The organism is Streptomonospora sediminis, from assembly GCF_054778995.1.
Genome location: NZ_BAAGYZ010000017.1, coordinates 24,533 through 48,474 on the forward strand (window position 1 = coordinate 24,533; position 23,942 = coordinate 48,474).

The following is a 23,942-nucleotide window of genomic DNA, read 5'->3' on the forward strand; positions in this document are numbered from 1 at the left end:
GACCCGGCCGCACACCCGCGCACGGCCGCGGGCTGTCGGCACCGCCTCCGCGGCGTCGATATGGTTTAGAGTCGAGTCTTCCCCACCGGCGGGTGTTGCGCGCATGAGCGGCGCTCGCGGGCGGGGGCGCGAACGTGTGCGCAGCAGCGGATGGCAGGGGATGACACGATGTGAGAATCCGAGGTGAGCCGGGGGAACACCACGCCGGCCCGCCCCGTTTTGAGAGTGGGTGTGCGCTATGTCCGCCCACCCAGGCGCGAAGGACCACCAGCCGAATCAAGCACCGCCCCGTGCGGTAGGAGGCCGAGCCGACCTATGTCGAGCGTTTACTGCACGCAGTGCGGTCACGCCGTTGCGGATGATGCCCGTTTCTGCTCAAACTGCGGTTCCCCCATCCGTACGGCCGGACAGGAAGCCGCCCCGGGCTCCGGCGGCAGCCGCGACTCCGTCGGTGAGACCACCTCCACGATCTCCATATCCGGCATCCAGGCGCTGGAGGCCGAGGCCGAGGGCGAGGATCTTCCCGGCGAACCCACCAACGTCGACGCGCTGCCCGCCGGCACGGCGCTGCTCGTCGTCAAGCGCGGGCCCAACGCCGGCAGCCGGTTCCTGCTCGACAGCGACGTCACCACCGTAGGCCGCCACCCCAACAGCGACATCTTCCTCGACGATGTCACCGTCTCACGGCGGCACGTGGAGTTCTTCCGGCGCGGTCCCGGGTTCGGGGTCCGCGACGTCGGCAGCCTCAACGGCACCTACGTCAACCGGGAGCGCATCGACGAGGCCGAACTCGGCGGCGGCGACGAGGTCCAGATCGGAAAGTTCCGACTGGTGCTGCTCACCAAGCCGCGCCGCTGAGGTGATGGCCCACCCCTGCCGCCCCGGGCAGGTTTGCACCGCCGCGCCACCGGAGAGCCTTGTAGGGAAGACCGCCACCGATGGCGCGATCGGGGACATCGCGGTCATGTCGCCCGAACGCGGCATCGGGGAAGGTTGCCGGAGACCCCTCCGGGTGCCCAGGTTCCCGGTCCGGTCTCGGATGGCGCTCGGCGTGGCGGTGTACCGTGAAATAGACGGAGCAGAGCACACCTTAGGCGGGTGCTGCCCTTCCGGCACGACCAGTCGTGGGACGGAGCCGCAGTGAAGCACATGGAGGTTGTCGGCGTCCGAGTCGAGATGCCCTCGAACCAGCCGATCGTCCTGCTCAAGGAAGCCGACGGCGAGCGCTACCTGCCGATCTGGATCGGTGCGGTCGAAGCCACCGCGATCGCCCTGGCCCAACAGGGCGTCATGCCCGCCCGTCCGCTCACCCATGATCTTTTCCGCGATGTGCTCGAAGCGCTGGACGCCGACCTGAGCACCGTCAACATCACCTCGCTCAGCGACGGCATCTTCTACGCCGAACTTGTCTTCTCCAACGGCGTCGAGGTCAGTGCCCGGCCGTCGGACTCCATTGCGCTGGCGCTGCGCACCGGCGCGCCCATCTACGCCCACGACGACGTGGTCGAGGAGGCCGGCGTGCCGATTCCCGACGAGCAAGAGGACGAGGTGGAAAAGTTCCGCGAGTTCCTTGATCAAATTTCGCCCGAGGACTTCGGCCGCACCACCTGATCCCGGCCGGCGGCCCCGCGGGTCGGCCGCGGGGCCTGCCGCCCAATGCCGGGTCAACATCGGGCCAAGATAAGGCAGCGGGCAACTGCCCGGCGTCTGTGCCGGGCAGGCTCGCTGCGTGGAACCGATGCTCGCGCGTACCGCCCGCAGCTTGCCCGAGGGACCTGACTGGCGCTACGAACCCAAATGGGACGGCTACCGCGCGATGGCCCGGCGCAACGGCGAGGTGGTGCTGACCTCGCGCTCGGGCCGCCGGTTGGAACGCACCTTCCCCGACATCGCCGCGGCACTGCGCGCGGCCCTGCCCGAGAACACCGCGGTCGACGGCGAGGTCGTGCGCTGGTCGCCCGAAGGCCGGCTCGACTTCGCTGGCCTGCAGCGGCGCGGCCACGCAAGCCCTGAGACCGCCCGGCGGCTGGCGCGCACCGAGCCCTGCCACTACATCGTCTTCGACCTGCTGCGGGCCGACGGCACCGAGCTGGCCGCCGCCGCCCTCGACGACCGCCGCGCCCGCCTGGAAGAGCTGATGCGCCGCTCCACCCAGCCGGCGCTGATGCTCGGCTGGCAGACCGCATCCCCCGATGTCGCCCGGCAGTGGTTCGACCAGATGTGGCGCGTGGGCGTGGAGGGCCTGATGGCCAAGGACGGCCGCGGCCGCTACCGGCCCGGGCGGCGCGACTGGCTGAAGTACAAGCGGCGGGTGACCACCGAGGCGATCGTCGGCGGAGTGGTCGGCGACGCCCACCGGCCGCGCGAGCTTATCCTTGGGCGGCGCGACTCCCAGACCGGCGCGCTGCAGGTGGCCGGCCGCACCGGGGAGCTGGAGCCCCAGCAGCGCCAGGAATTGGGTGCGCTGCTGCGCCCCTCCGGCGGCGACCACCCCTGGCCCGAGCGGCTGCCCCCGCGCTGGGGCGCGGCCCGGGAGTACACGCGGGTCGTGCCCGAGGTGGTGGTCGAGGTCGTGCCCGATACGGCTGCCGCATCGGGGCGCTGGCGACACATCGTCGGCTACCTCCGGCCGCGCACCGACCTGGCCCCCGCCGATGTGCCCACCGACCTGTCCGTCGAAGGGTGAGGGCGGTGCCCACCGCTGCGCAGGGCCCGCGGACCCGCAGGCGCGGCGCCCGCGGGCCGGCCTCAGGACGCCGAACGCGCCGAACCCGCCGAACGGGCGCGTTCGATAGCCTCTTCCAACCCGCTGCGCGACATCTTCGACCGGCCGGCGATGTCCAGCTCGGCGGCCAGCCGCGACAGGTCCCGCTTGGACAGTTCCGAAAGGGGCGCCTCGCGCTGCTCGGGGGCCTTGCCGCTGCTCGGGCCGTCGCTTTGGCCGCCGCCATTGCCGCCGCGCCCCTGTTCGGCCTTGGCGGCGCTGCGGCCGCCCCCGGCGCCCGCGGAGCGGCCCCGCCTCTTGCCGCCGCCCTTGCCCGGGCCGGAGGAACCCGAGCCGCCGTCGCCGGTGCGCAGGCTGGCGCGCAGCGCCTCGGTCAGCTCCACCACGTTGGTCTCGGGCGGCGGTCCCTCCTCGGCGTAGCGCACCCGCTCGCCGGCGCTCTTGGCCCGGATCAGCTCGTCGATGCGCTCCTGGTAGTCGTCGGTGTACGCCTCGGGCTTCCATTCGTCGGCCATCGCGCCGATGAGCTGCTCGGCCAGGTCCAGGTCCCGTTCGCCCAGGTCGGCGCCTGGGATGGCCGGCAGGGTCTCGGCCGGGTCGCGGACCTCGTCGGCCCACCACAGCGTGCTCAGAGTCAGCACGCCCTGCTGGGGACCCACCACCGCCAGGTGCTGGCGTTCGCGCATCACCAGTGTGGTCAGCCCCAGCCGCCCCGAGCGCTCCAGCGCCGCACACAGCAGCCGGTAGGGCTTGGCAGAGCCCTTGGATTCGGGGGCGACATAATAAGCGGAGTCGTACCACAGCGCCTCGACATCGGAGACGGGCACGAACGCGCTGATCTCCATGGACGTCGACCGGCCCGGCGCGATCTCCTCCAGCTCGTCGGGCTCCACGATGACGTACTCGTCGCCGCCCGAGGAGGCATCGGCCGGTGCGCCGCGCACGATCTCCGAGCCGTCGACCTCCTTGCCGGTGCGCTCGTTCACCCGCCGGTAGCGGATCCGGTCGGAGGTGCCGCGCTGGAACTGGTGGAACCGCGTGCCGTGGCGCTGGCGGGCGCTGAACAGCCGCACCGGCAGACTCACCAGCCCGAAGGTCAGGGTTCCCTTCCATACCGGAGAGGCCATTGCCCGCCTCCTTCCGCTCGGCGACCTACCTTCCATCCTGCCCGTTACCAGGTAAAACGTTGCGGAGTCCGGGTAAAGCCATACAACGGGGGTGAGCCGGGTGGACACTGAGGCGCGGACATGGCGGCTGGGCCGGCACCGGGTGCGCATCAGCCGCCCGGGCAAGGAGCTGTTCGAACCCGGTGGGCCCACCAAACTCGAAGTCGCCGAGTACTACCGCGCGGTGGCCGAGCCGATGCTGCGCCACCTGCGCGGCCGCCCCCTGGCCGTGCAGCGCTACCCGCACGGCATCGGCGACCCCGGGGGCGGGTTCTTCGTCAAGCACCGCCCCTCCTATGCGCCCGCGTGGGCGGGGGCCGCCACGGTGCCCAAGGAGGACGGCAGCGCCGAAACCGAAATGCTGGTCTGCGACGACACCGCCACCCTGGTGTGGCTGGCCGACCAGGCCTCCATCACCCTGCACGCCTGGCTGAGCCGGGTCGGCAGCCTGCGCAACCCCGACCGGCTGGTCATCGACCTGGACCCGCCCGGCGACGACTTCGCGGCCGTGTGCCGCGCCGCCCACCACGTCCGCGAAGTGCTGGACGGACTGGGGCTGGCCGCTTTCGTGATGACCACCGGGTCGCGCGGGCTGCACATCGTCGCGCCCATCCGCCCCGAGATCGACGCCGCCCAAGCGCGCGACCTTGCCCATGTCATCGCCGAACTGGCCGCCCGGCGCCGCCCCGAGGCGCTGACCACCAGCTTCCGCAAGCAGCGGCGCGGCGACCGGCTGTTCCTGGACTACCTGCGCAACGGCTATGCCCAACTGGCGGTGGCGCCCTACTCGGTGCGGGCACTGCCCGGCGCGCCGGTGGCCACCCCGCTGCGGTGGGAGGAACTGGAGCACCTCGACTCGGCGCGGGCCTGGACGGTACGCAACTTTGCGGAGCGCACCGGCGCCGAGCCCTGGCGCGGCATGTCCCGCCACGCCCGCTCGCCGCGCCGGGCCATCGAGCGGCTGGAGGCCGCCTGAGCGGCACGGCAGCAGGGCCGGGCCGCAGGAGGCGGGCGAGCGGGCGCGGCTCGGCTCAGGCGCCGCCGAAGATGTGGCGCTGCAGGAACTCGTTGCGGAACTTGCCGTGCGGGTCGAACCGGTCCGCCAGCGCCGTGAAGTCGTCCACCCGGCTGTAGCGCTCCCGCAGCGCCCCGGGCGCGGCCGTGAACAGCTTGCCCCAGTGCGGAACGGCACCGAAGGGCGCCAGGCGCTCCTCGACGCGCTCCAGCACCGCCAGCACCGCAGCGGAGTCCGGAACCAGGGTGAAGTGGAAGGCCACCGTGTCCTGTCCGAAACTAGGGCTCAGCCACAGCCCGTCGGCGGCGATGGTGCGGATCTCATGCACCAGCACCACGCCCGCAAGCTCGCTGCGCAGCGGCTCCAGCGCCTGCAGCGCCGCGGCGGCGTTGCTTCGCGGCATCAGGTACTCCGCCTGCAGCTCGTTGCCCGCGGTGCTGGGCGGCGAACCGGGGCGGAAGTGCGGCAGGCGCTCCGACCAAGGGCCGACCGCGCCGAGCTGCTCGGTGGAGTGCTCGGTGGACATCTCCGGGATCGGGTGGCGCGGGCCCGGGGCCGGCAGCGCGCCGAACAGGCCCGATTCGGTTCCCGGCGGCAGCGGGTCGCTCGTGCGGTGCTTTGTCCACACCTGGTCGATCACCGGTTCGCGCCAGCGGTTGAACAGGCTGACGCTGTAGGCGGCGCCGGCGATCTCGTCGAAATGCTCGGCGAACGCCTCCAGCGGCAGCCGCTCGTAGACCCGCTGGGCGACGTCGAAGTCGGGCCGGGTGCGCAGCGTCATCGAGGTGACCACACCCAGCGCGCCCAGCGCCACCACCATGCCGTCGAACTCGGCGCCGTGTTCGGCGCGGCTGAGAACGGCCAGGTCGCCCCCTGCGGTCACCAGCTCCAGCGCCTCCACCTCGGTGGCGAGGTTGCCGTTGGCGTCACCCGATCCGTGGGTGGCGGTCGCGCACGAGCCGGCCACCGATATGTGCGGCAGCGAACCCAGGTTGTGCAGGGCCCGCCCGCGCTCCTGCAGCCACTGCGCCAGTTCGGCGTAGCGGACCCCGGCACCCACCTGGACCGTGCCCGCGGCGGTGTCGAGTTCCATGGTTCGCGGCAGGTCGGCGAGCGAGACGAGGTCGCCCGGGGTATCGGCGACGGAGTTGAAGGAGTGGCCGCTGCCCAGGGCGCGTGCCCGCTCGGCGCGGGCGACGACCGCCTGCAGTTGCGCGACGGTGGTGGGGCGGTGGACACGCTCGGCGCCGAAGCCGATGTTTCCCGCCCAGTTCGTGGTGCGCCGGTTCACCTGGGGACCTTCCCTGCGGTGGATGGGGCGGGCGGCCGCTGCCGCCCGCTGCGATCAGGAACCAGACATACCAGACGCGCTGCGCACAGCGGCCGGGCGGGCGGCTGTGCACGGGCTCGCCGCTGCACCGGGCGGCGCGTCAGGGGCTTTTGGAGGTGCAGCCGCGGTGGGGCGGGGGAACGGGGCCATCGGCACCGGCATGCTGCGCGTTGCGTACCTACGCTGCGTGCGGTGCCGCTACCGGGCGCGTCACAGCAGGGGGCGGGTCCGGCGGGTACGATACCGGGCAGGGCGCCGGCGCACACCGCCCGGGACCAGCCCGGTGGGGGCTGCGGTTTCCGTGGCGGCGCGGCGCGCCCGCCACTGCGCGGGCGTGTCGGATACCGCTGCGCCGGGCGCCCCGGGACCCGGCCGCCGGGCCGCCGGCGGGCCCTGCGCCGCCGCCGCGTTTCGGTGCAGGTCGCGGCGGTGCGGTAGTGGCGCGGGGTTACCGGTGCGGCTGTGCTTGCGGATGCGCGGCGCGGGATGCCCGCGACTGTCGAAGAGGTTCCGCGACGCGCCGATGGGTGTCGTTGACGCTGTCCATGCGACCGGCTTACCTTCAATGTCGAAGGAACCCGCGGCGCACCCTTCATGCCCCCTGTCATTCGCCGTGGGCCGAGGAGCCGGAGGTTCGGCGTGGCGGTTACTAGCGGTGAGCAGCAAACCTCCGCTCTCAGGCATACAGCTATACGGCGAGCTGGGGAGCAGGGCCTGCTGTGCGAAGAGGACGTGGTGGCGCTGCCTATGGACGTCGGTTATCGCGGCCCCACCGCGTGTGCGGCCGCCGGAATCACTTATCGGCAACTCGACTACTGGGCCCGCACCGGCCTGGTCACCCCGAGCGTGCGGCCTGAGGGCGGCGGACCCCCCCTTTACGACTTCCGCGACGTCCTGCTGCTCAAGGTCGTCAAGCGGTTGCTGGACACCGGCATTTCCCTCCAGCAGATCCGTCCGGCGGTCGAGCACTTGCGCTACCGCGGGACCTCCGACCTCGCCCAGATCACGCTGATGAGCGATGGCGTGAGCGTCTACGAGTGCACCTCGCCCGACGAAGTGGTCGATCTCATGCAGGGCGGCCAGGGCGTGTTCGGGATCGCGCTGGGCCGCGTGTGGCGCGAACTCGAAGGCGCGCTCGACGAGTTCCCCGGCGAACGGCTGAGCGAGTCGCTGAGCCCCGAACCCTGCCCGGCCGACGAACTCGCCCGGCGCCGCCGCGAGCGCAAGACCGGGTGATTGCGGCGGCCGACTGAAGATCCCGCCCGCAAGATCCCGCCCGGGCGGGCGTTTTGTGCCGCCTCCCGCCGGCCGTCCGCGGCCCCGGCGCCCGCGGGTCTGCGGCGGGCGCGCCGTGCACCGCCTCAGCGGGGCCGACCCGCGCCCCGGCATCGGTCGGCACCCGGATTGCGGCACGGATCAGGACGCCGGGTCGGGAGGCATAGGCCCGTCCGGATCCAGTACCGTCGTAGGTGCGGGGACACGATCGGCACGGCCCGACGGGGACCCCGCCGCGATACGGTCCGCGGTTTCCGTAGATAATGACCACTCACATCTGAACACTGCAGTCGACACCAATCTGGCCGTCGATACCGCGCGGGAGAGACCCCGTACCAGGGGCGCCGACGGGGCAACACTCCCCAGTAACCTCTCAGGCACCAAGGACCGCGCGGAGGAGGCCACTCTGGAGCGGTAGGCGAGACGTGCCTGCGCCGCGGCTTTGCACAGCCGTGAGTGACAGAGGGGGAGACCACACAGGAGCAGCCGCCGAGGCGGCCAAGCGACCAGGAGGTCTCCATGACGGAGCAGCCAACCCGTGACCGAGGACCGGACGCCGGTGGCGAACCGGCCCGCGACTTCGCTGACCGGCACATCGGTCCGGACCCGGCCGAGGTGTCCCAGATGCTCAAGGCGGTCGGCTACGGCAGCACGACCGAATTGATGACCGCGGCGCTGCCCGAGCGCATCCTCACCGGACCGGGCCGCCCGGCGCCGCTGGAACTGCCCGCGGCCGCCGGCGAAACAGCGGCGCTGGCCGAACTGCGCGAGCTGGCCGACCGCAACCGCGTGCTGACCTCGATGATCGGCCAGGGCTACTACGACACGGTCACCCCGCCGGTCATCCGGCGCAACATCCTGGAGAACCCGGCCTGGTACACCGCCTACACGCCCTACCAGCCCGAGATCTCCCAAGGGCGCCTTGAGGCGCTGCTGAACTTCCAGACGATGGTCTCCGACCTCACCGGCCTGGACGTCACCGGTGCGTCGCTGCTGGACGAGGCGACCGCCGCGGCCGAGTCGATGACCCTGGCGCGGCGCGCCACCCGCGCCAAGGGCAACGCGTTCATCGTCGACTCCGATGTGTTCCCGCAGACCCTGTCGGTGCTGCGCACCCGCGCCGAACCCCTCGGCATCGACGTGGTCGTGGCCGACCTGTCGGCGGGCCTGCCCGACACCGATGCCTTCGGCGTGCTCGTGCAGTACCCGGCGGCCGGCGGCGCGGTGCGCGACCCCCGGCCCGTCATCGCCGAGGCACACGAGCGCGGCGCACTGGCGGTGGTGGCCGCCGACATCCTCGCGCTGGCCATGCTGCGCAGCCCCGGCTCGATGGGCGCCGACATCGCCGTGGGCTCCACCCAGCGCTTCGGCGTACCCATGGCCTTCGGCGGTCCGCACGCCGGCTACATGTCGGTGCGCGAAGGGTTGCAGCGCCAGCTGCCCGGCCGGCTGGTCGGCGTCTCGGTCGACAACGCCGGCAAGCCCGCCTACCGCCTCGCGCTGCAGACCCGCGAACAGCACATCCGCCGCGAGAAAGCCACCAGCAACATCTGCACCGCCCAGGTGCTGCTGGCCGTCATGGCCGGGATGTACGCGGTTTACCACGGCCCCGACGGCCTGCGCGCCATCGCCGAACAGGTGCACGGCCGCGCCGTCGAACTGGCGGCGCGGCTGCGCGCAGCCGGGTGCCAGGTCGTCCACGACGAGTTCTTCGACACCCTGCGCGTGCGGGTGCGCGGCGGCGCCCTGGCCGTGGTCGAGGCCGCGGCCGAGCGGGGGATCAACCTGCTGGCGGCCGACGCCGACACGGTGGGCATCTCCTGCGACGAGGCCACCACGCCCGCCCACCTGCAGGACGTGGTCGACGCGTTCACCGGCGGCCCCGCCAACGGCACCAAACGGCAGCAGGGTGAGACCGCCGGCTCGGGCGGCTCCGGCGGTTCCGGCAACGGAGCCCCGGCGCTGCCCGCCGAGCTGCGGCGCGGTGTGGACTACCTGGGGCACCCGGTCTTCTCGGCGCACCGCAGCGAAACCTCGCTGCTGCGCTACATGCGCCGCCTCTCCGATAAGGACCTGGCGCTGGACCGGACCATGATCCCGCTGGGCTCGTGCACCATGAAGCTCAACGCCACCGCCGAGATGGAGTCGGTGACCTGGCCGGAGTTCGCGGCGCTGCACCCGTTCGCGCCGTTGGACCAGGCCGCGGGCACTGTGCGCATCGTGCGCGACCTGGAGCGCTGGCTGGCCGAGATCACCGGCTACGATGCCGTGTCGCTGCAGCCCAACGCCGGCTCCCAGGGCGAACTGGCCGGGCTGCTGGCGATCCGCGGCTACCACCGCGGCCGCGGCGAGCACGGCCGCGACGTCTGCCTGATCCCCAGCTCCGCGCACGGCACCAACGCCGCAAGCGCGACCATGGCCGGGATGCGGGTCAAGGTCGTGGCCTGCGACGACGGCGGCAACATCGACCTGGAGGACCTGCGGGCCAAGACCGCCGCGCACGTCGGCGACCTGGCGGCGATCATGGTCACCTACCCCTCCACGCACGGGGTCTACGAGGACACCATTACCGAGGTGTGCCGCCTGGTGCACGAGGCCGGCGGGCAGGTCTACGTCGACGGTGCCAACCTGAACGCGCTGCTGGGCTGGGCCAAGCCGGGCGAGTTCGGTGCCGATGTCAGCCACCTCAACCTGCACAAGACCTTCTGCATCCCGCACGGCGGCGGCGGTCCGGGCGTGGGCCCGGTCGCGGCGCGCGCCCACCTGGCCGGTTACCTGCCCAACCACCCCGGCCAGCCCGAAGCCGGCCCGCACACCGGCGTGGGGCCCGTTTCGGCGGCGCCGTTCGGCTCCGCGGGGATCCTGCAGATCTCCTGGGCCTACATCCGGATGATGGGCGAGGAGGGGCTGCGCACGGCCACCGAGGCGGCGGTGCTCAGCGCCAACTACGTGGCCAAGCGGCTGGAGCCCTACTACCCGGTGCTCTACACCGGCAGCGGCGGCCTGGTGGCCCACGAGTGCATCATCGACATCCGCGGCCTGGCCAAGCGGACCGGGGTCAGCAACGAGGACGTCGCCAAGCGGCTGATCGACTACGGGTTCCACGCGCCCACCATGTCCTTCCCGGTGGCCGGGACACTGATGGTCGAACCGACCGAGAGCGAGGACCTGGCGGAACTGGACCGGTTCATCGACGCGATGATCGCCATCCGCGCCGAGATCGACCGGGTGGCCGAGGGCGCCTACATGCCCGAGGACAACCCGCTGAAGAACGCGCCGCACACCGCTGAGGCGCTCACGGCCGACGACTGGAAGCACCCCTACCCGCGCAGCGAGGGCGCTTTCCCGCTGCCGGAGTTGCGGTTCGACAAGTACTGGTCGCCGGTGGGGCGCATCGACCAGGCCTACGGCGACCGCAACCTGGTCTGCGCCTGCCCGCCGCCGGAGGCGTTCGAGGTGTAGGCGCCTGCGCCGGACAACGGCCGCGGCCGCCGGACCCGCTGAACAGGCGGGCCGGCGGCCGCCGTCTTGTGCGCCGAGACCGCGTATCCGGTCGCCTGCCGGTCCGGGCATTTGAAAAATCTACGTTGTAAAGGTGTTGGATAGGGGATGGTTCCGGCCAACCCCGCAATTCTCCGGCCGCGCCGCGCTGACGAGCCTCCCCGCAACGGGCTAATCTCCGAGATGAACCGCCGGGGCGCCACACTTGCAACGCCCCGGAACGCCCCCCGCGTGGAAAGTGCATTACTTGATATCTCCCCCACCTGAGCCCCGGCCGGCCGCACCCGCTCTGCACAGTGGGAGCAGCCGCCACCGGCCGCCGGAGCCCGGCGGAGACCCCTTGCAGGGCCCCGCAAGCCGCAGCCGCCCTGGAGCGCACCCCATGGGAGGCAGCCGATGACAGCGTCCGCAGGGCCCTCCTCGGCCAACGACGCCGCCGGAGACGAGCCGGAGTTCAAGAGCCTGTGCGACCAGGCGCGCGACCTCGCTCGCAACGGGCACCTCAACCGCGCCGCCCAGGTCTACGAGCGCGTCGTCGACGGCGGATCCCGGCGGTACCTGCCGCTGGCCGCACTCGGCCTCGCCGTGGTGCGCCACGACATGGGCGAGGTCGCTGCGGCGCGTACTGCTGCACGCACCGCGATCGGCACCGGCCACCCCGAGTTCGCCCCCCGCGCCGCCTACCACCTCGCCCTCTCCTTCGAGGCCGAGGGCGACGGCGACCGCGCCCGGGCCGCCTGGGGCGAGGTGCTGGACTCGGGCAACAACCGCTACCGGCCGGCCGCCCACTACGGGCTGGCGCGGCTGGCCGAGGAACAGGGCGACACCGCAACCGCTGAACAGCACTGGGACCAGGTGCTGGACAGCGACTCCGCCGAGATCGTGCCCGCAGCCGCCCGCGACTACGCCGCCCGGCTGCTCGCCCGCGGCCGCGCCGACGCCGCCGCATCGGTGATCCACCGCGGCCTGGAACTGGGCGAGCACGCCGGGCTGCGGCTGCTGCTGGGCGCCGTGCACGTCGAGCACGCGATCAGCGCCTTCGGCACGGTCGTGGCGGCGGCGGAAACCGAAGAAGGCGGCGGATCCGAGGAGAGGGCCGCGGACGTGCCTGCCACGTCGGCAGGTGGCGGGCGCGCGGACCGGGAGCCGCCGGTGGAGCCCGAGGTCGCCGGCGGCGCAGTGGAGCTGCTGGCCCGCCTGCTGGCGATGCGCGGCGACGGCGACGCGGCCGAGCGGGTGTGGGCCGACGGGTTGACCCACCGCGACCCCGCCACCGCCGAAGAGGTCCGTACCCGCCTGCGCCGCGGCTTCCTGGCGCCCGATCCCGAAACCACCGGGCAGCCGGGCGAGGAGCCCGCGGAGGGCGAAGGCTGGTGGGACCCCTACGTCGAGGCCGCGGTGGCCCAGAACAGCACCCCCATGCTGACCGGTGAGCTGTTCGTGGCCATCAACCAGATGTACAGCCACCTCGCCCTGCCGCTGGCCCAGGGCGAGCAGAACGCGGCCGCCCTGTACCGCCACCTGGAAGAGGCCGTGCGCACGCCCAGCGAGTACCTGTGGGGCCGGGCACTGCACGACGACTTCCGCGAACGCCTGCGCTTGGCGGCGGGCTCGGAAAACCCGGTGCTGCCCGAAGGCTGGCCCGACACGGACTGACGGGCCAAGCGGGCAGGGGCCCAGGCGGCAACGGCTCAAGGGGGCCGGCGGCGACCGGCTGCAGCGCGGGCGGCGCCGCACCCGAGCGGGGTGTGCCGGCGTCCGCGCACGGCACATTAGGTTTGGGCCATGGAGATCGACACGCCCCGCGGCCCGGCCCGCGCCGATATCGACGTGCCCGAAGGCCGGCCGCGCTACCTGCTGGCCATCACGCACGGGGCGGGCGGTGGTGTGGACGCCGCCGACATCGCAGCGGTGTGCGCGGCGGTCCTGGAGGCGGGCGGGGCCGTCGCCCGGATCACGCAGTCCTACCGGGTGGCGGGACGGCGGATGCCCGGAGGCTCGACCGCGCCGCAGGACGAGGCGTGGAAGTCCGCGATCGGATCCGTACGCGCGGACGAGCGGCTGGCCGACCTGCCGCTCGTGCTCGCCGGACGCAGCAACGGCGCCCGGGCCGCCTGCCGCACGGCAGCGGAGCTGGGCGCCGCGGCGGTGGTCGCGCTCGCGTTCCCGCTGCACCCGCCGGGCAAGCCGGAGCGCTCGCGCGCAGGCGAGCTGCGCGGCGCCGGCGTCCCCACGCTCGTCGTCAACGGCGACCGCGACCCCTTCGGCGTGCCCGATGCGGCCGATGCCACGTCGCTCGTGGTCCGTGCGGGCGAGCGCCACGACCTCGCCAAGGACACCGGATCGCTGGCTGCGGTCGTCGCCGAATGGCTGGCCGCACACGTGGCCTGAGCGCCGGGTGGAGCGGGGCGTCGGGCGGGGTGCCGGGGGAGCGGCGGCTTGCAGCGGTGTGTCGATGGGTGTGCGCGGGTAATCGGGTGGCCGCCCGGTGAGCCGCGGCGGCGCTGGGCCTGCGGGGTAAGGCGGATCAGCCGGTCATCGGCACAACACGCGGATGGCGGCGGTTGCACGGCCGCTCGGCGGCGGGGAGCGGCGACGGCGGCGACGGCCGGCTGTGCGGCCTTGCGGCCTGCCGGGTGACGGTGGTCTGCAGTGAAAAGCGGCGCCAAGGGCGCTGGGCGGCCCGGGTAGGCGGTCACCGGTGCCGCCCGCAAGTGGTGGCCCACCCGCGCACCGACGTGATTATGGAGAAATGCCGGAATGCCGGAATTTCAAAGCCGGGACGGGCTCACTTCTTCATGATCGCCACCGACCGCGCACGACATACCTCTTAACCAGGGCTTGAGTTAAGCTACCGCGTGCACGTCGGTGGGGCGGTGCGGGGCGATGGCGCTGCCGTTGGGCAGCAGTTCGCCGGTGTCGTCGAAGACCACGACGCCGTTGCACAGCAGGCTCCACCCCTGCTCGGGATGGTCGGCTATTACGCGAGCAGCCTCGCGGTCGATGTCCTGGCAGGACGGGCACTCGGGTTGGTGCCGGCACATGGCGCGCCTCCGATTGTTCTCAACTACTGCGCACTCGCTAGCTTAGTGGTGCGAGTCACAGCGCAACTGGCTTTCTCGGTATTCGACGCCGGAAACTGCGGAGACGACTCGAATCGGCGGCGGATTGGCCGGATCCGGCCGCCTGTGGTGGGGCCGGGCGGGTCCGAGGGCAGCAGGCTGCCGGGGCACGGGTCAGGATGCCGCGAGCTGTTTCCTGCACAGTTGGTCGGCGTGCCGGATGGGCTCGGGCAACCGGTATTGCGAAGCCAGGCGCAGGGTCAGTGCGGCGGCCGAGTCCAGGTCGACGCGGTGGCCCACTGAGACGTAGACCGGTTTCACCCCGTCGCGGGTGCGCAGGCAGCGGCCGACGACATCGCCGCCGTCGACCAGCGGGGTCCAGGAGCCGCGCGCGGCCGCGGGTTCCTCGGACCGGCCGACGAACGGGGTTTTGCCCACGCCCAGCACCGGGCGGTCCAGCGCGAGTCCGACATGGCAGGCCAGACCGAAACGGCGCGGGTGTGCCAGCCCGAAACCATCGCAGACGAGCGCATCGGGGACGGTCTCCAGCTGCGCGACGGCGTCCAGCACCGAGGGCGCCTCGCGGAACGCGAACAGCCCGGGCACATAGGGGAAGTGCGGCTGCGCCACGACGGTCGCGGAGTCCACGACCCGCCAATCGGGCGCGGCGAGGACGACGGCCGCGGCGGCGAGCCGGTCGTCATCGGGGGAGTAGGCAACGTCGAGCCCGGCGACGAGCGACACGGCCGCCGAGTCAAGCGGCTCCTCGCGCACCTGCGGGGCCAACCGCTCCTGCAGCGCCCGCGCCTCGTCGGCATCTGCCGGCCATCCGCCGAAGCCCTCCGGAGCGCTGATGCCGCTGCCGGTACCGTCCCGACCCCCCTGCCCGCCCTCGCCGGCCGTGCCGCGGGGCGAGCCCGTGTTGCAGGTGTCCTTAACGCCGTCCATGACGCCACCTTAGGGGTGTCCGGTAGTTGGTCGTCCGCAGCAACCGCCGCACTGGAGCGCGCCCCATGCCGGATGCGCAGAGCGCCGTTCCCGGCGCGGGCGCTGCGATAGGCACCCGCCTACTGGGCGCATACTCGCCCAGCGGGAGTCCAGCGGGGCCGGGCAAGAGCCCGGCGGTCCAGCGGGGGCCACGCGGCCCCACGCCGACCCGTCTGCCGGGCGGCTCCGCGACCGTTCCGTCAGTTCCCGGAGAAAGCTGGCCGGACGCGGACAAACGGGCCCGTAGGCATGCGGTGTTTTGGCGACAGCGACCCCTCGCCGTGTCGCGCGCCTGGTCAGCGCCGCCGGTGCTGGTGAAGATCATCGCAAACCGCGGCGGCAGAGAAGGCAGGTGTCTAGGATGGCCGTGGATCCGGGCGGCGGTCCCGGTCCGGGCCGTCCGTGCCGACCGGTCCCCTCTGCTGTGCCACAGGCATCCCCGTGCCCCGTGCCGGGGCGCTAGGAGAAGCGTTGCGCATAGGTCTATTCGTCTCCTGCCTCACTGACACCCTCTACCCGGCCACCGCTCGCGCGACCGTGCGCGTACTGGAGCGCCTGGGTTACACGGTCATCTTTCCCCGCGAGCAGACCTGCTGCGGGCAAGCCCACTACAGCTCCGGTTACCGGCGCGAGGCCGCGTCGCTCGCAGGGCGCTTTGCCGAGGTCTTCGCCGAGTGCGACCTCGTCGTCACGCCCTCGGCGTCGTGCGCGGCCATGGTGCGCACCGGATACCCGCGGCTGGCCGAACGCGACGCGCGGGCGGGCCGCGCGCCGCGGGTACTGGAGCTCACCGAGTTCCTCGTCGATGTCGCCGGGGTCACCGACGTCGGCGCCTCGTTCCCGCACCGCGTCACCTACCACCCCGCCTGCCAGTCCCTGCGGTCGCTGGGAGTGGGCGACCGCCCGGTGCGGCTGCTGCGGGCGGTGCGCGGGCTGGAACTGGCGGAGCTGCCGGCGGCCGAGGAGTGCTGCGGGTTCGGCGGCACCTTCGCCTGGAAGAACGCCGACACCTCGGTTGCGATCGTCGCCGACAAGGTCCGCCACATCGGCGAGACCGGCGCCGAGGTGGTGTGCGCGGTGGACGACGCCTGCCTGACCCAGATCGACGGCGCCCTGTCGCGGCTGCGCGGCGGGGCACGCACCCTCCATCTCGCCGAGATCCTCGCCTCCGGCGACGGGGCAAGGGCCGGCGCGGGAGCGGGGCAGTGAGCGGGCCGGGCGAACCGGGCCGCCCCCGGACCGCGCGCTCGGGCGCGGACGGGGCCGCGGCGCAGGGGCCTGCCTATCCCTGGTCGCATCTGCTCGGGCGCGGGGCGGGTGCGCGCCCGACCGGCCCGCCGCGGTTCGCCGACGCCGCCCGCTCGGCCCTCGGCGAGAGCGCGGTGCGCAGTTCCCGCTCGGCGGCGTCCGCCGGGCAGCGCGGCGAACGCGGGCGCGGCCGGCGCGCCGAACCCGATTGGGCGGAGTTGCGGACCCGGGCCACGGCTGTGCGCGAGCGCGCCCTGGCCGACCTTGAGCGCCACCTCACCGAGTTCGAGAAGACCGCCGCGGCCGCCGGCACCCGGGTGCACTGGGCGCGCGACGCCTCCGAGGCCCGCAGGGTCGTGGCCCGCATCGCCGCAGCGGGCGGCGAGCGAGAGGCGGTGCGCTCCTCCTCGGCCACCGCCGGGGAACTGGACCTGGACGCCGCGCTGCTGCGCGCGGGCGTCTCCGTCCACGAAACCTCCATCGCCGACCTGATCGCCGGGCTCGCCCAGCAGCCGCCCGAGGCCGAGTCCCGCACCGTGGGCCGCCACGATCGGGCGGGCGCGCGCTCTGCGCTGGTCCGCCGCCTGCCGGGGGCACCGGCCGATCTGGCGGCGCAGCCCGAGGCCCTGGTCGAGGCGGCGCGCGACTACCTCCGCGAGACCCTGCTGGAGGCGCGCACGGCCATAACCGGTGCAAACGCGCTGGTGGCCGAGACCGGCAGCTTGGTCGCGATGGAGACCGAGGGCAACGTGCGCATGGGTGCATCCGTCCCCGGACGGCTGATCACGGTCGCCGGGATCGACAAGGTCGTGCCCGCGTGGGCCGACGTGGCGGTGCTGGCGCGGGTATGGGCGCGCTCGGCGCTCGGCTCGGCGCAGGCACCGGTGGTCTCCACCTGGAGCGGTCCGGTCGAGGGCGACGGTCCCCAGGAGGTGCACGTGGTGCTGGTCGATGCCGGGCGCACGGCCGCTCTCGGCGATCCCGTGGGCCGCCAGGCGCTGCGCTGTATCCAGTGCACCGCCTGTATGGACGTGTGCCCGGTGTTCGAGCGGACGGGGTCGGCCCCCTACGGTTCCGTGCGCGCCGGGCCCATCGGCGCGGCGCTGACACCGCAGCTGCGCGGTACGCGTTCGCCGCGCGAGGCGTCCCTGCCCTTCGCCTCCACGCTGTGCGGCGCCTGCGCTGACGTCTGCCCGGTGGGGGTGGACATCCCCGAAATCCTGCTGGAGCTGCGCGGCCGTGTCGTCGACGAGCGGCGCGCCAACGCGGTGCCCACGCCTGAGGCGCTGGCCGCGCAGAGCAGCGAGTGGGTGATGTCGGCGGAGCGGCGCTTCGCCCGCGCCCAGCGCGCCGCCTCGCGGTGGGGGCGGCTGATGGCGCGCGCCGGGCGTATCAGGCGGCTGCCCGGACTGCTGGGGCGGTGGACCGAGGCCCGCGACCTGCCCGCCCCGCCGGCAGAGTCCTTCCGCGCCTGGTGGGCGCGCCGACGGCGTGCTCTGGCCCGGCGTGCGGCGGGCGGTCCAGGCGCAGGAGGCGCACCGGATCGGGACGAGCACGGGCGCCGCGGCGCCCAGGGCGGGGGGAATGATGGCTGAGGAGCACAACCCGGCGCGCGCGGCCGTGCTGGCCCGGGTGCGCCGCGCGGCGGGTGCCGCCCCGCCCGATGCCCGCGCCGCTGGGGGCGCAGCGGTGACCGGGCCCGGAGCGGAGCCGGACGGGGCCGCACCGGCGCAGGGCCGCGGCGATGAGGTCTCGCTGTTCACCGAGCGCCTCGCCGAGCACGGTATCGGGGTGCAGCACGTCGGCGACCTGGAGGACCTGCCGCGCGTCATCGCCTCGGCGGTGTGGGGCTACGGCGTGCGGCGCGTCGCGGTGCCGCGGGACCTGTCGTCGCTGTGGCTGTCCGACCTGGACGGGGTGTGGGCCATGCGCGACGACCCGCCGCACGCGGCGCTGTCGGCGCGGGCGGTGGAGAGCGCCGGTGCCGCCATCACCCGCTGTGCGCTGGCGGTCGCCGATACCGGCACCCTTGTCTTCGACGGCGGTGTCGGTCAGGGCCGGCGCGCCCTGTCCCTGTTGGCGGGCTGCCACCTGTGCGTGGTGGAGTCGGGCCAGATCGTCGACACCATGGCCACCGCGCTGGCCGAGCTCGACCCCGCCCGCCCCACGACGTGGTTGACCGGCACCACCGCCTCGACGGCGATCGAGGGAACCCGCGTACAGGGGGTGCACGGCCCGGACCGCATCGACGTCATCGTCGCCGGCTGACCGGCCCGGCAGCACTGACCGAGCACTGCGCAGGCCGCGGTGCGCCCCGGTACGGCTGCGCCGAGCCGCACCAGCCGGTTGCCTGCCTGGCAAGCCCCGTTCGTACTCCGGATCCGGGCGGGACGGCACCCGCTACGCGGCCGGGCAGCACCGACGCACCCGCCATCATCGCAGCGGCGGGCGCGCCACCACCTGTGGGCGGTTCCGGTGGTCGCCGGCCCGGACCCATCGCTGCCGTTGATGCTGCTTTTCACCGCAGCCCACCCGTTGCCCGGGTGATCGCAAGGCCGCACAGCCAACCGTTGCCGCTTCGCCGGGGCGCCGCCCCAAGAAGCGCCGGTGGTCGCTCGCCCGAGCAAGCCCTCGGTGCCGATACCTCAGTAGGCGCCGCGGCTGCGGTGGGCCGCGGGGCGGCTGCGGCGGCCGGCTCCGGCGAGGCCGCCGCGTTGGAAGGCGCGCACCAGTTCGCCGCCGAAGCTCACGCCTGCACCCAGCCCCAGGCCGATGGCGACCGCCTCCGACAGGCTCAGCAGCCCTTGGACGGGATGGCTGAGGGTGATCTCCAGCAGCCCCCGGTAGAGGATGCTGCCGGGCAGCAGTGGCGCGATCGCGGGAATGACGTAGGGCAGCACCGGCCGCCGGGTGTGGCGCGCCAGGGCGTGGCCCACCACGCCGACGGCCACGGCGCCGGCCGCGGTGCCCACGATCGGCGGGGCGTCGACCAGCCCGCGCACGCCGGCGTAGATCACCCAGATCATCACGCCCATGGCACCGATCCACGGCAGCATCCGCGGCGGGACGGTCAGCGAGACGGCGAAGGCCATGGCGATGCCCGCCGAGCCGATCAGCACCGGTAGGTCCACGCTGGTGCCGACAGTCGGGAGGTCCTGCAGGTTGACGCCCACACCCAGCCGCACGGCGGTGTAGGCGACCGCGCCGACGCCGCTGATGATCGCGCCCAGGGTGAGGAACACTTCCAGCAGCCGTGCCGCACCGGAAACGTAGCTGCCGCTGATGCCTTCCTGCAGGCTGGCCACCAGCGGCCGTCCCGGTAGCAGCGCCATGATGTTGCCGGTGATGACCGCGCCCGCCTGCAGCCCCAGGTCGAGTTGGTCGCTGCCCCACAGCAGCCCCACCCCGATCGAGGAGGCCACCACGGTGGCGGCGGCCATTTGGTAGAACTCGGCCACGCCGCGCCGGGCGAGGAACGCCGAGGCGCGGTCGCCCAGGACGGTGGCGACGAACGCGGCGGCGGCCACGATCAGTTGGCCGCCGACCATGAGGCTGGCGCTGGAGGCGATCAGCCCGAACCCGGTCACGATCAGCCAGTTGGGGTAGGGCGGGCGGGCGCGTTTGATGGCCCGCAGCCGCGCGATCGCGCCTTCCAGCTCGACGGCTCCCAGGGCCGCGTCCTGCACCAGGGCGTGCAGTTCGTTGACGCGGAAGTAGTCCATGGTGCGCCGGCGCACCACCCGCTCGCCGGTGATGGGCGGCTGGTCGCCGCCGGGGTGGGTGGACAGGGTGATCGCGGTGAAGGTCACCGAGACCTCCGACCGCGGCAGTTCAAAGGCGACCGACAGGCTCAGCATGGACTCGCTGACCACTTCGGTGCTTTCGCCACTGGCCAGCAGGAGCTCGCCCACGCGCAGCACAAGATCGAGCGCCCGCGGGTCGGGTAGCTCGACGGCCTCGTCGAAGAGGTCGGAGTGCATCTCCGACTCCCGCGACGCCCGCCAATCCCGCAGGCGGCTCAGCAGATTGTCCTCGTTCAGGGGCGCGGGTTGGGGGTCCTGGGCCATGGCCGGTGCTTGATACCTCCTGGTGTGTCCGGAGCGGGCGGTGGGCGCCCGATCCGCGCGCCCACGTATGGGACGTCCCGATTCAGGGGGCGGTTGCCCGGTTTCCGCCCTGTAGTCCGGGTGAGGTCGGTCACGGGCTCATGTTCGCAGGTCGTAGGCATGATTGGGCGGATGGCGGGCGTGTGGCGCCCGGCCTACCCGGTGGCGGGGTGCTTCATCCGTGCAGCGGGTGCTTCGGCGCGCCCCACCGGTGTCCCGGATCCGTGTCCGGGACCGGTGTCCCGCGCCGGTGCCCCAAATGCGGTCGAACGGTGGGTCGAGTCAGCCCCCGACCGGCCCCTCGTCCTCACCGGGCCGGACGATGCCGGTCTCGTAGGCGTGCACCACCGCCTGCACCCGGTCGCGCAGGCCCAGCTTGGTCAGCACGTTGCCGACGTGGGTCTTGACAGTGGTTTCGCTGACCACCAAGCGGCGTGCGATCTCGGCGTTGGACAGCCCGCGCGCCAGCAGCCGCAGCACCTCGCGTTCGCGTTCGGTGAGGTGGTCCAGTTGCGGTGCGGGCCGCTCCCGCGACGAGGGGAGCTTGTCGGCGAAGCGGTCCAGCAGCCGGCGGGTGATCGTGGGGGCGACGATGGCGGCGCCGTCGGCGACCACCCGGATCGCCCCGGCCAGTTCGTCGGGCGGCACGTCCTTGAGTAGGAACCCGCTGGCACCCGCCCGCAGCGCCTCGACGACGTACTCGTCGAGGTCGAAGGTCGTCAGCACGAGCACCCGCACCTGCTGCCCGCTGTCCTCGGCCCAGGCGAGGATTTCGCGGGTGGCGTCGATGCCGTCCTTGCCGGGCATGCGGATGTCCATCAGCACCACATCGGGCAGCAGCCGCCGCGTGTCGGCGAGCGCGGCATGTCCGTCGGCGGCCTCGCCCACCACGGAGATCTCCGGTTCGGACTCCAGGATCAGGCGGAAGCCGGTGCGCAGCAGCGGCTGGTCGTCGACAAGCAGGACGCGGATGGCCATGACCAGATTCTCACCGATCGGCCGAGCCGTTTTGACCGCCGCGGCCGGATGCGGCCCCGCGGCACGGTGCGGCGGGGCTCAGCCGCGGTGCCCCAGGGGGAGTCGGGCGCTGACCTCGAACCCGCCGCCGCTGCGCGGGCCGGCGGCGAGTTCGCCGCCGTAGAGGGCCACGCGTTCGCGCATACCGACTAGGCCGTGGCCGGGCTCGTCGGTGGGCGAGGAGGAGGAACCCTCGCTTGTCGGGCCGCCTTCGTCGGTGACGGTGATGGCGACGGCCCGCAGGCCGTAGTGCACCCGCACGGTTGCGGGGGCGTTGCGGCCGGCGTGCTTGAGCACGTTGGTCAGCGACTCCTGGACGATGCGGTACAGGGCAAGCTCCAGCCCCGGTTCCAGGTCGCGGACCGTGCCTTCGGCGATCAGCTCGACGGGCGTGCCTGTGTCGCGGATCTGCTGGACGAGTTCGGTCAACCCGGCCAGCCCCGGCTGGGGGCCGCGGTCGGTGTCGGCGCGGTCGCCTTCGGGCATCCGCAGTACGCTCACGATCCGCCGCATCTCCGCCAGTGCCTGGCGTCCGGTCCCTTCGATCTCGGTCAGGGTCTGGCGGGCCCGCTCCGGCGAGCGTTCGATCACCCGGCGCCCGGCCGTGGCCTGCACGGTCATGACGCTGACGTGGTGGGCGACCACGTCGTGCAGTTCGCGGGCGATGCGGCTGCGTTCCTCGGCCAGGACCGCGCGCGTGTGGGCGTCGCGTGCGCGTTCCAGACGCTCGGCGCGGGTGGCCAGTTCGATCATGTGGAACGAGCGCATCCGCACCAGCCGCCCCACCCACCAGGACGCCAGGATCCAACCCAGGTAGAACGCCTGGTTGATCCACCACGGGTTGCCGTGGTCGGGTGCGGACTGGGCCGGGCTCAGCAGGGTGGTGGCGATGTTGGCCGCAGTGCCCAGGCCCAGCCCCCACAGGGCGCGCACCATCGGCAGGTAGCGGCCCACCGAGTAGGACGCCACGGCAATGCCCAGGCTCGCCGCACCCCACACCATCACCTGGGCGTAGTCGGCGAGCAGCCCGCCCGCGGTGAGCAGGATCAGCACCGCCAAAGGTGCGTAGCGCCGCGCGAACAGCAGCAGCGCCAGCAGGGTGCCGACGGTGTAGCCCGCGGCGGGGTTGTCCCACAGCCGCGCCATGGCCGGGGTTTCGGCGGCCATGGCGACCAGTACGGCGTTGGACGCGAGCAGCGCCGCGACGATGGCGGCATCGGTCACCCACGGCCAGGTGCCCACCCGCCGCACCGGATTCCCGGAAGGCCCGCGGCCGGACGGGCCCGCGCTGGTGTGGGAATCGGCTGGCGCAGTGGTCACGGTTCCACGTTAAAAGCGGGTGCGGGTGCGGGCCGACCTTCGCCAGGTGGATCTCGCCTCCTCCGCCCGGACGAATTCGCGGATGCGTGTTGCTATCGGGCGGGTTGCGCGGATTGTGCGGTCGCCCCGGTTGCCCTGCCGGGATGAGCGCCGCGCCGCGTGTTCGGCCGCCGCCCGGTCACCCGCGCGTCCCCCGTTCGGACGAGCGCCCCGGCCGCCGGGTACCTGCGCGCAGCGGACGGTTCAGCGTGCCGGCTGCGGCGCGGGCAGCGGGGGAGGGGTACCGCCGAATTCCGGGCACAGCTGCTGGTGGTCGCACCAGCCGCAGAGTTTGCTGGGGCGCGGAGCCCAGTCGCCGGAGCGGGCGGTGTGCTCGATCCGGCGCCAGATGCCGGTGATCTCGGATTCGGCCGCCGCGAGCTCCTGTTCGGTGGGTTCATACCAGCGCACGCTGCCATCGCCGAGGTACATGAGCTGCAGCCGGGCGGGGACCTCGCCGAGTTCCCGCCACAGCATCACGGCGTAGAAGAAGATCTGGAACTTCGCCTTGTCCTCGAAGCGCGGGTGCGGCGACTTGCCGGTCTTGTAGTCGACGATGCGGATCTGGCCGGTGGGTGCGACGTCGAGGCGGTCGACATAGCCGCGCAGCCGCAGCCCGGATTCCAGGGTGACCTCAAGCCGCATTTCGCGTTCGCGGGGTTCGAGCCGGTGCGGCTGCTCCATCTCGAAGTAGCGCTCCAGCAGGGCCCGGGCATCGGCGAGCCAGGACGCGACCTCGGCCTCGGTGGCGAACAGTTCGGCGGCGGTATCGGGACGCGACGAGCGCAGCAGTTCCCACTGCGGCTCCAGCAGCGACAGAGCGGTGCGGGCCGTGCGGGTTTCGGCCGGGAGCTCGAACAGGCGCTCCAGCACCGCGTGCACCAGCGTGCCGCGCAGCGCGGCGGCGCTGGGGCGTTCGGGCAGCCGGTCGATGACGCGGAAGCGGAACAGCAGCGGGCACTGCAGGAAATCGGCGGCCCGCGACGGCGACAGCGCCGGGACCAGAGCGGTGTCGGGGGAGTCCATGCCCCAACAGTACGTTGGCTCCGGCCGCCCGGTGCCCGCTGTCCACAGCGCGTCGGCAACCGCGGCGCCGCTCCGCCGGTCCCCGCACCCGGTACCCGGGCGCTACGGCCTTGCGCAGCGGCCTT

At 73.1% G+C, this 23,942-nt stretch carries 19 protein-coding genes and 1 riboswitch; of the genes, 11 read left to right on the plus strand and 8 right to left on the minus strand.

Features of this window, described 5'->3' with window-relative positions:
- The first annotated feature begins 315 nt into the window (after positions 1-315).
- From ACYVD5_RS04730 to ACYVD5_RS04740, 3 genes are all read left to right on the plus strand, one after another.
- Complete coding sequence (locus tag ACYVD5_RS04730; RefSeq protein WP_460999656.1) at positions 316-858, plus strand: FHA domain-containing protein; 543 nt, start codon at positions 316-318, stop codon at positions 856-858.
- Positions 859-1,140: 282 nt separating this feature from the next.
- Positions 1,141-1,611 (plus strand): bifunctional nuclease family protein, encoded by a 471-nt coding sequence (locus ACYVD5_RS04735; protein ID WP_460999657.1) that lies wholly within the window; start codon positions 1,141-1,143, stop codon positions 1,609-1,611.
- A gap of 127 nt (positions 1,612-1,738) precedes the next feature.
- Complete coding sequence (locus tag ACYVD5_RS04740) at positions 1,739-2,686, plus strand: ATP-dependent DNA ligase (protein ID WP_460999716.1); 948 nt, start codon at positions 1,739-1,741, stop codon at positions 2,684-2,686.
- A 62-nt stretch (positions 2,687-2,748) separates the two neighbouring features.
- On the opposite strand, the gene ku is transcribed toward ACYVD5_RS04740, so the two are convergent.
- Positions 2,749-3,852: a non-homologous end joining protein Ku gene (gene ku, locus ACYVD5_RS04745; protein WP_460999658.1), complete on the minus strand. Its 1,104-nt coding sequence runs from the start codon at positions 3,850-3,852 to the stop codon at positions 2,749-2,751.
- A 100-nt stretch (positions 3,853-3,952) separates the two neighbouring features.
- On the opposite strand from ku, the gene ligD reads away from it, so the two are divergent.
- Positions 3,953-4,867: a non-homologous end-joining DNA ligase gene (gene ligD / locus ACYVD5_RS04750; protein WP_460999659.1), complete on the plus strand. Its 915-nt coding sequence runs from the start codon at positions 3,953-3,955 to the stop codon at positions 4,865-4,867.
- A gap of 55 nt (positions 4,868-4,922) precedes the next feature.
- On the opposite strand, the gene ACYVD5_RS04755 is transcribed toward ligD, so the two are convergent.
- Positions 4,923-6,197, minus strand: coding sequence for an FAD-binding protein (locus tag ACYVD5_RS04755; protein ID WP_460999660.1), 1,275 nt, complete (start codon positions 6,195-6,197; stop codon positions 4,923-4,925).
- A gap of 678 nt (positions 6,198-6,875) precedes the next feature.
- Between ACYVD5_RS04755 and ACYVD5_RS04760 the strand changes: the two genes are divergently transcribed.
- The 4 genes from ACYVD5_RS04760 to ACYVD5_RS04775 all read left to right on the plus strand — a co-directional run bounded on the left by ACYVD5_RS04760 (position 6,876) and on the right by ACYVD5_RS04775 (position 13,403).
- Positions 6,876-7,472 (plus strand): MerR family transcriptional regulator, encoded by a 597-nt coding sequence (locus tag ACYVD5_RS04760; protein WP_460999661.1) that lies wholly within the window; start codon positions 6,876-6,878, stop codon positions 7,470-7,472.
- Between the two features lie 348 nt (positions 7,473-7,820).
- Positions 7,821-7,911, plus strand: a riboswitch (glycine riboswitch).
- A gap of 119 nt (positions 7,912-8,030) precedes the next feature.
- Positions 8,031-10,973 (plus strand): aminomethyl-transferring glycine dehydrogenase, encoded by a 2,943-nt coding sequence (gene gcvP, locus ACYVD5_RS04765; protein ID WP_460999662.1) that lies wholly within the window; start codon positions 8,031-8,033, stop codon positions 10,971-10,973.
- A gap of 435 nt (positions 10,974-11,408) precedes the next feature.
- On the plus strand, positions 11,409-12,668 hold the full coding sequence (locus tag ACYVD5_RS04770; RefSeq protein ID WP_460999663.1) for a tetratricopeptide repeat protein: 1,260 nt from the start codon (positions 11,409-11,411) through the stop codon (positions 12,666-12,668).
- Positions 12,669-12,797: 129 nt separating this feature from the next.
- Positions 12,798-13,403, plus strand: a complete 606-nt coding sequence (locus ACYVD5_RS04775; RefSeq protein WP_460999664.1) for an alpha/beta hydrolase family protein — start codon at positions 12,798-12,800, stop codon at positions 13,401-13,403.
- A 455-nt stretch (positions 13,404-13,858) separates the two neighbouring features.
- Here ACYVD5_RS04775 and ACYVD5_RS04780 read toward each other — a convergent pair whose 3' ends face one another.
- Together ACYVD5_RS04780 and ACYVD5_RS04785 are read right to left on the minus strand one after the other, a co-directional pair.
- Positions 13,859-14,056: a DUF5999 family protein gene (locus ACYVD5_RS04780; protein ID WP_460999665.1), complete on the minus strand. Its 198-nt coding sequence runs from the start codon at positions 14,054-14,056 to the stop codon at positions 13,859-13,861.
- Between the two features lie 192 nt (positions 14,057-14,248).
- Positions 14,249-15,022 carry an endonuclease V gene (locus tag ACYVD5_RS04785; RefSeq protein WP_460999666.1) on the minus strand — a complete coding sequence of 258 codons (774 nt, stop codon included), beginning with the start codon at positions 15,020-15,022 and terminating at the stop codon, positions 14,249-14,251.
- Positions 15,023-15,532: 510 nt separating this feature from the next.
- Here ACYVD5_RS04785 and ACYVD5_RS04790 point away from each other — a divergent pair.
- From ACYVD5_RS04790 to ACYVD5_RS04800, 3 genes are read left to right on the plus strand one after another with little or no spacing between them, the layout of a single operon-like run.
- Positions 15,533-16,270, plus strand: coding sequence for a (Fe-S)-binding protein (locus tag ACYVD5_RS04790; RefSeq protein ID WP_460999667.1), 738 nt, complete (start codon positions 15,533-15,535; stop codon positions 16,268-16,270).
- Positions 16,267-17,904, plus strand: coding sequence for an LUD domain-containing protein (locus ACYVD5_RS04795; RefSeq protein ID WP_460999668.1), 1,638 nt, complete (start codon positions 16,267-16,269; stop codon positions 17,902-17,904). Before ACYVD5_RS04790 ends, ACYVD5_RS04795 begins: the two co-directional genes overlap by 4 nt.
- Entirely contained in the window at positions 17,894-18,577 is a 684-nt protein-coding gene (locus ACYVD5_RS04800) for a LutC/YkgG family protein (RefSeq protein ID WP_460999669.1), read from the plus strand. Before ACYVD5_RS04795 ends, ACYVD5_RS04800 begins: the two co-directional genes overlap by 11 nt.
- Positions 18,578-18,954: 377 nt before the next feature.
- Here ACYVD5_RS04800 and ACYVD5_RS04805 read toward each other — a convergent pair whose 3' ends face one another.
- The 4 genes from ACYVD5_RS04805 to ACYVD5_RS04820 form a co-directional block, all read right to left on the minus strand.
- Entirely contained in the window at positions 18,955-20,376 is a 1,422-nt protein-coding gene (locus ACYVD5_RS04805; RefSeq protein WP_460999670.1) for a threonine/serine exporter family protein, read from the minus strand.
- A gap of 321 nt (positions 20,377-20,697) precedes the next feature.
- A complete protein-coding gene (locus tag ACYVD5_RS04810; RefSeq protein ID WP_460999671.1) occupies positions 20,698-21,393 on the minus strand; it encodes a response regulator in 696 nt (231 codons plus the stop codon).
- Between the two features lie 78 nt (positions 21,394-21,471).
- A complete protein-coding gene (locus tag ACYVD5_RS04815) occupies positions 21,472-22,752 on the minus strand; it encodes a sensor histidine kinase (protein WP_460999672.1) in 1,281 nt (426 codons plus the stop codon).
- A gap of 243 nt (positions 22,753-22,995) precedes the next feature.
- Positions 22,996-23,817 (minus strand): RecB family exonuclease, encoded by an 822-nt coding sequence (locus tag ACYVD5_RS04820; RefSeq protein ID WP_460999673.1) that lies wholly within the window; start codon positions 23,815-23,817, stop codon positions 22,996-22,998.
- Positions 23,818-23,942: the final 125 nt, after the last annotated feature.

Coding starts and splice junctions, on each gene's coding strand:
- ACYVD5_RS04775 (WP_460999664.1), top strand. CDS start 12,798: ATGGAGATCGACACGCCCCGCGGCCCGGCCCGCGCCGATATCGACGTG.
- ACYVD5_RS04730 (WP_460999656.1), top strand. CDS start 316: ATGTCGAGCGTTTACTGCACGCAGTGCGGTCACGCCGTTGCGGATGAT.
- ACYVD5_RS04740 (WP_460999716.1), top strand. CDS start 1,739: ATGCTCGCGCGTACCGCCCGCAGCTTGCCCGAGGGACCTGACTGGCGC.
- ACYVD5_RS04805 (WP_460999670.1), bottom strand. CDS start 20,376: ATGGCCCAGGACCCCCAACCCGCGCCCCTGAACGAGGACAATCTGCTG.
- ACYVD5_RS04810 (WP_460999671.1), bottom strand. CDS start 21,393: ATGGCCATCCGCGTCCTGCTTGTCGACGACCAGCCGCTGCTGCGCACC.
- ACYVD5_RS04820 (WP_460999673.1), bottom strand. CDS start 23,817: ATGGACTCCCCCGACACCGCTCTGGTCCCGGCGCTGTCGCCGTCGCGG.
- ACYVD5_RS04785 (WP_460999666.1), bottom strand. CDS start 15,022: ATGGACGGCGTTAAGGACACCTGCAACACGGGCTCGCCCCGCGGCACG.
- ACYVD5_RS04780 (WP_460999665.1), bottom strand. CDS start 14,056: ATGTGCCGGCACCAACCCGAGTGCCCGTCCTGCCAGGACATCGACCGC.
- ACYVD5_RS04800 (WP_460999669.1), top strand. CDS start 17,894: ATGATGGCTGAGGAGCACAACCCGGCGCGCGCGGCCGTGCTGGCCCGG.
- ACYVD5_RS04770 (WP_460999663.1), top strand. CDS start 11,409: ATGACAGCGTCCGCAGGGCCCTCCTCGGCCAACGACGCCGCCGGAGAC.
- gcvP (WP_460999662.1), top strand. CDS start 8,031: ATGACGGAGCAGCCAACCCGTGACCGAGGACCGGACGCCGGTGGCGAA.
- ku (WP_460999658.1), bottom strand. CDS start 3,852: ATGGCCTCTCCGGTATGGAAGGGAACCCTGACCTTCGGGCTGGTGAGT.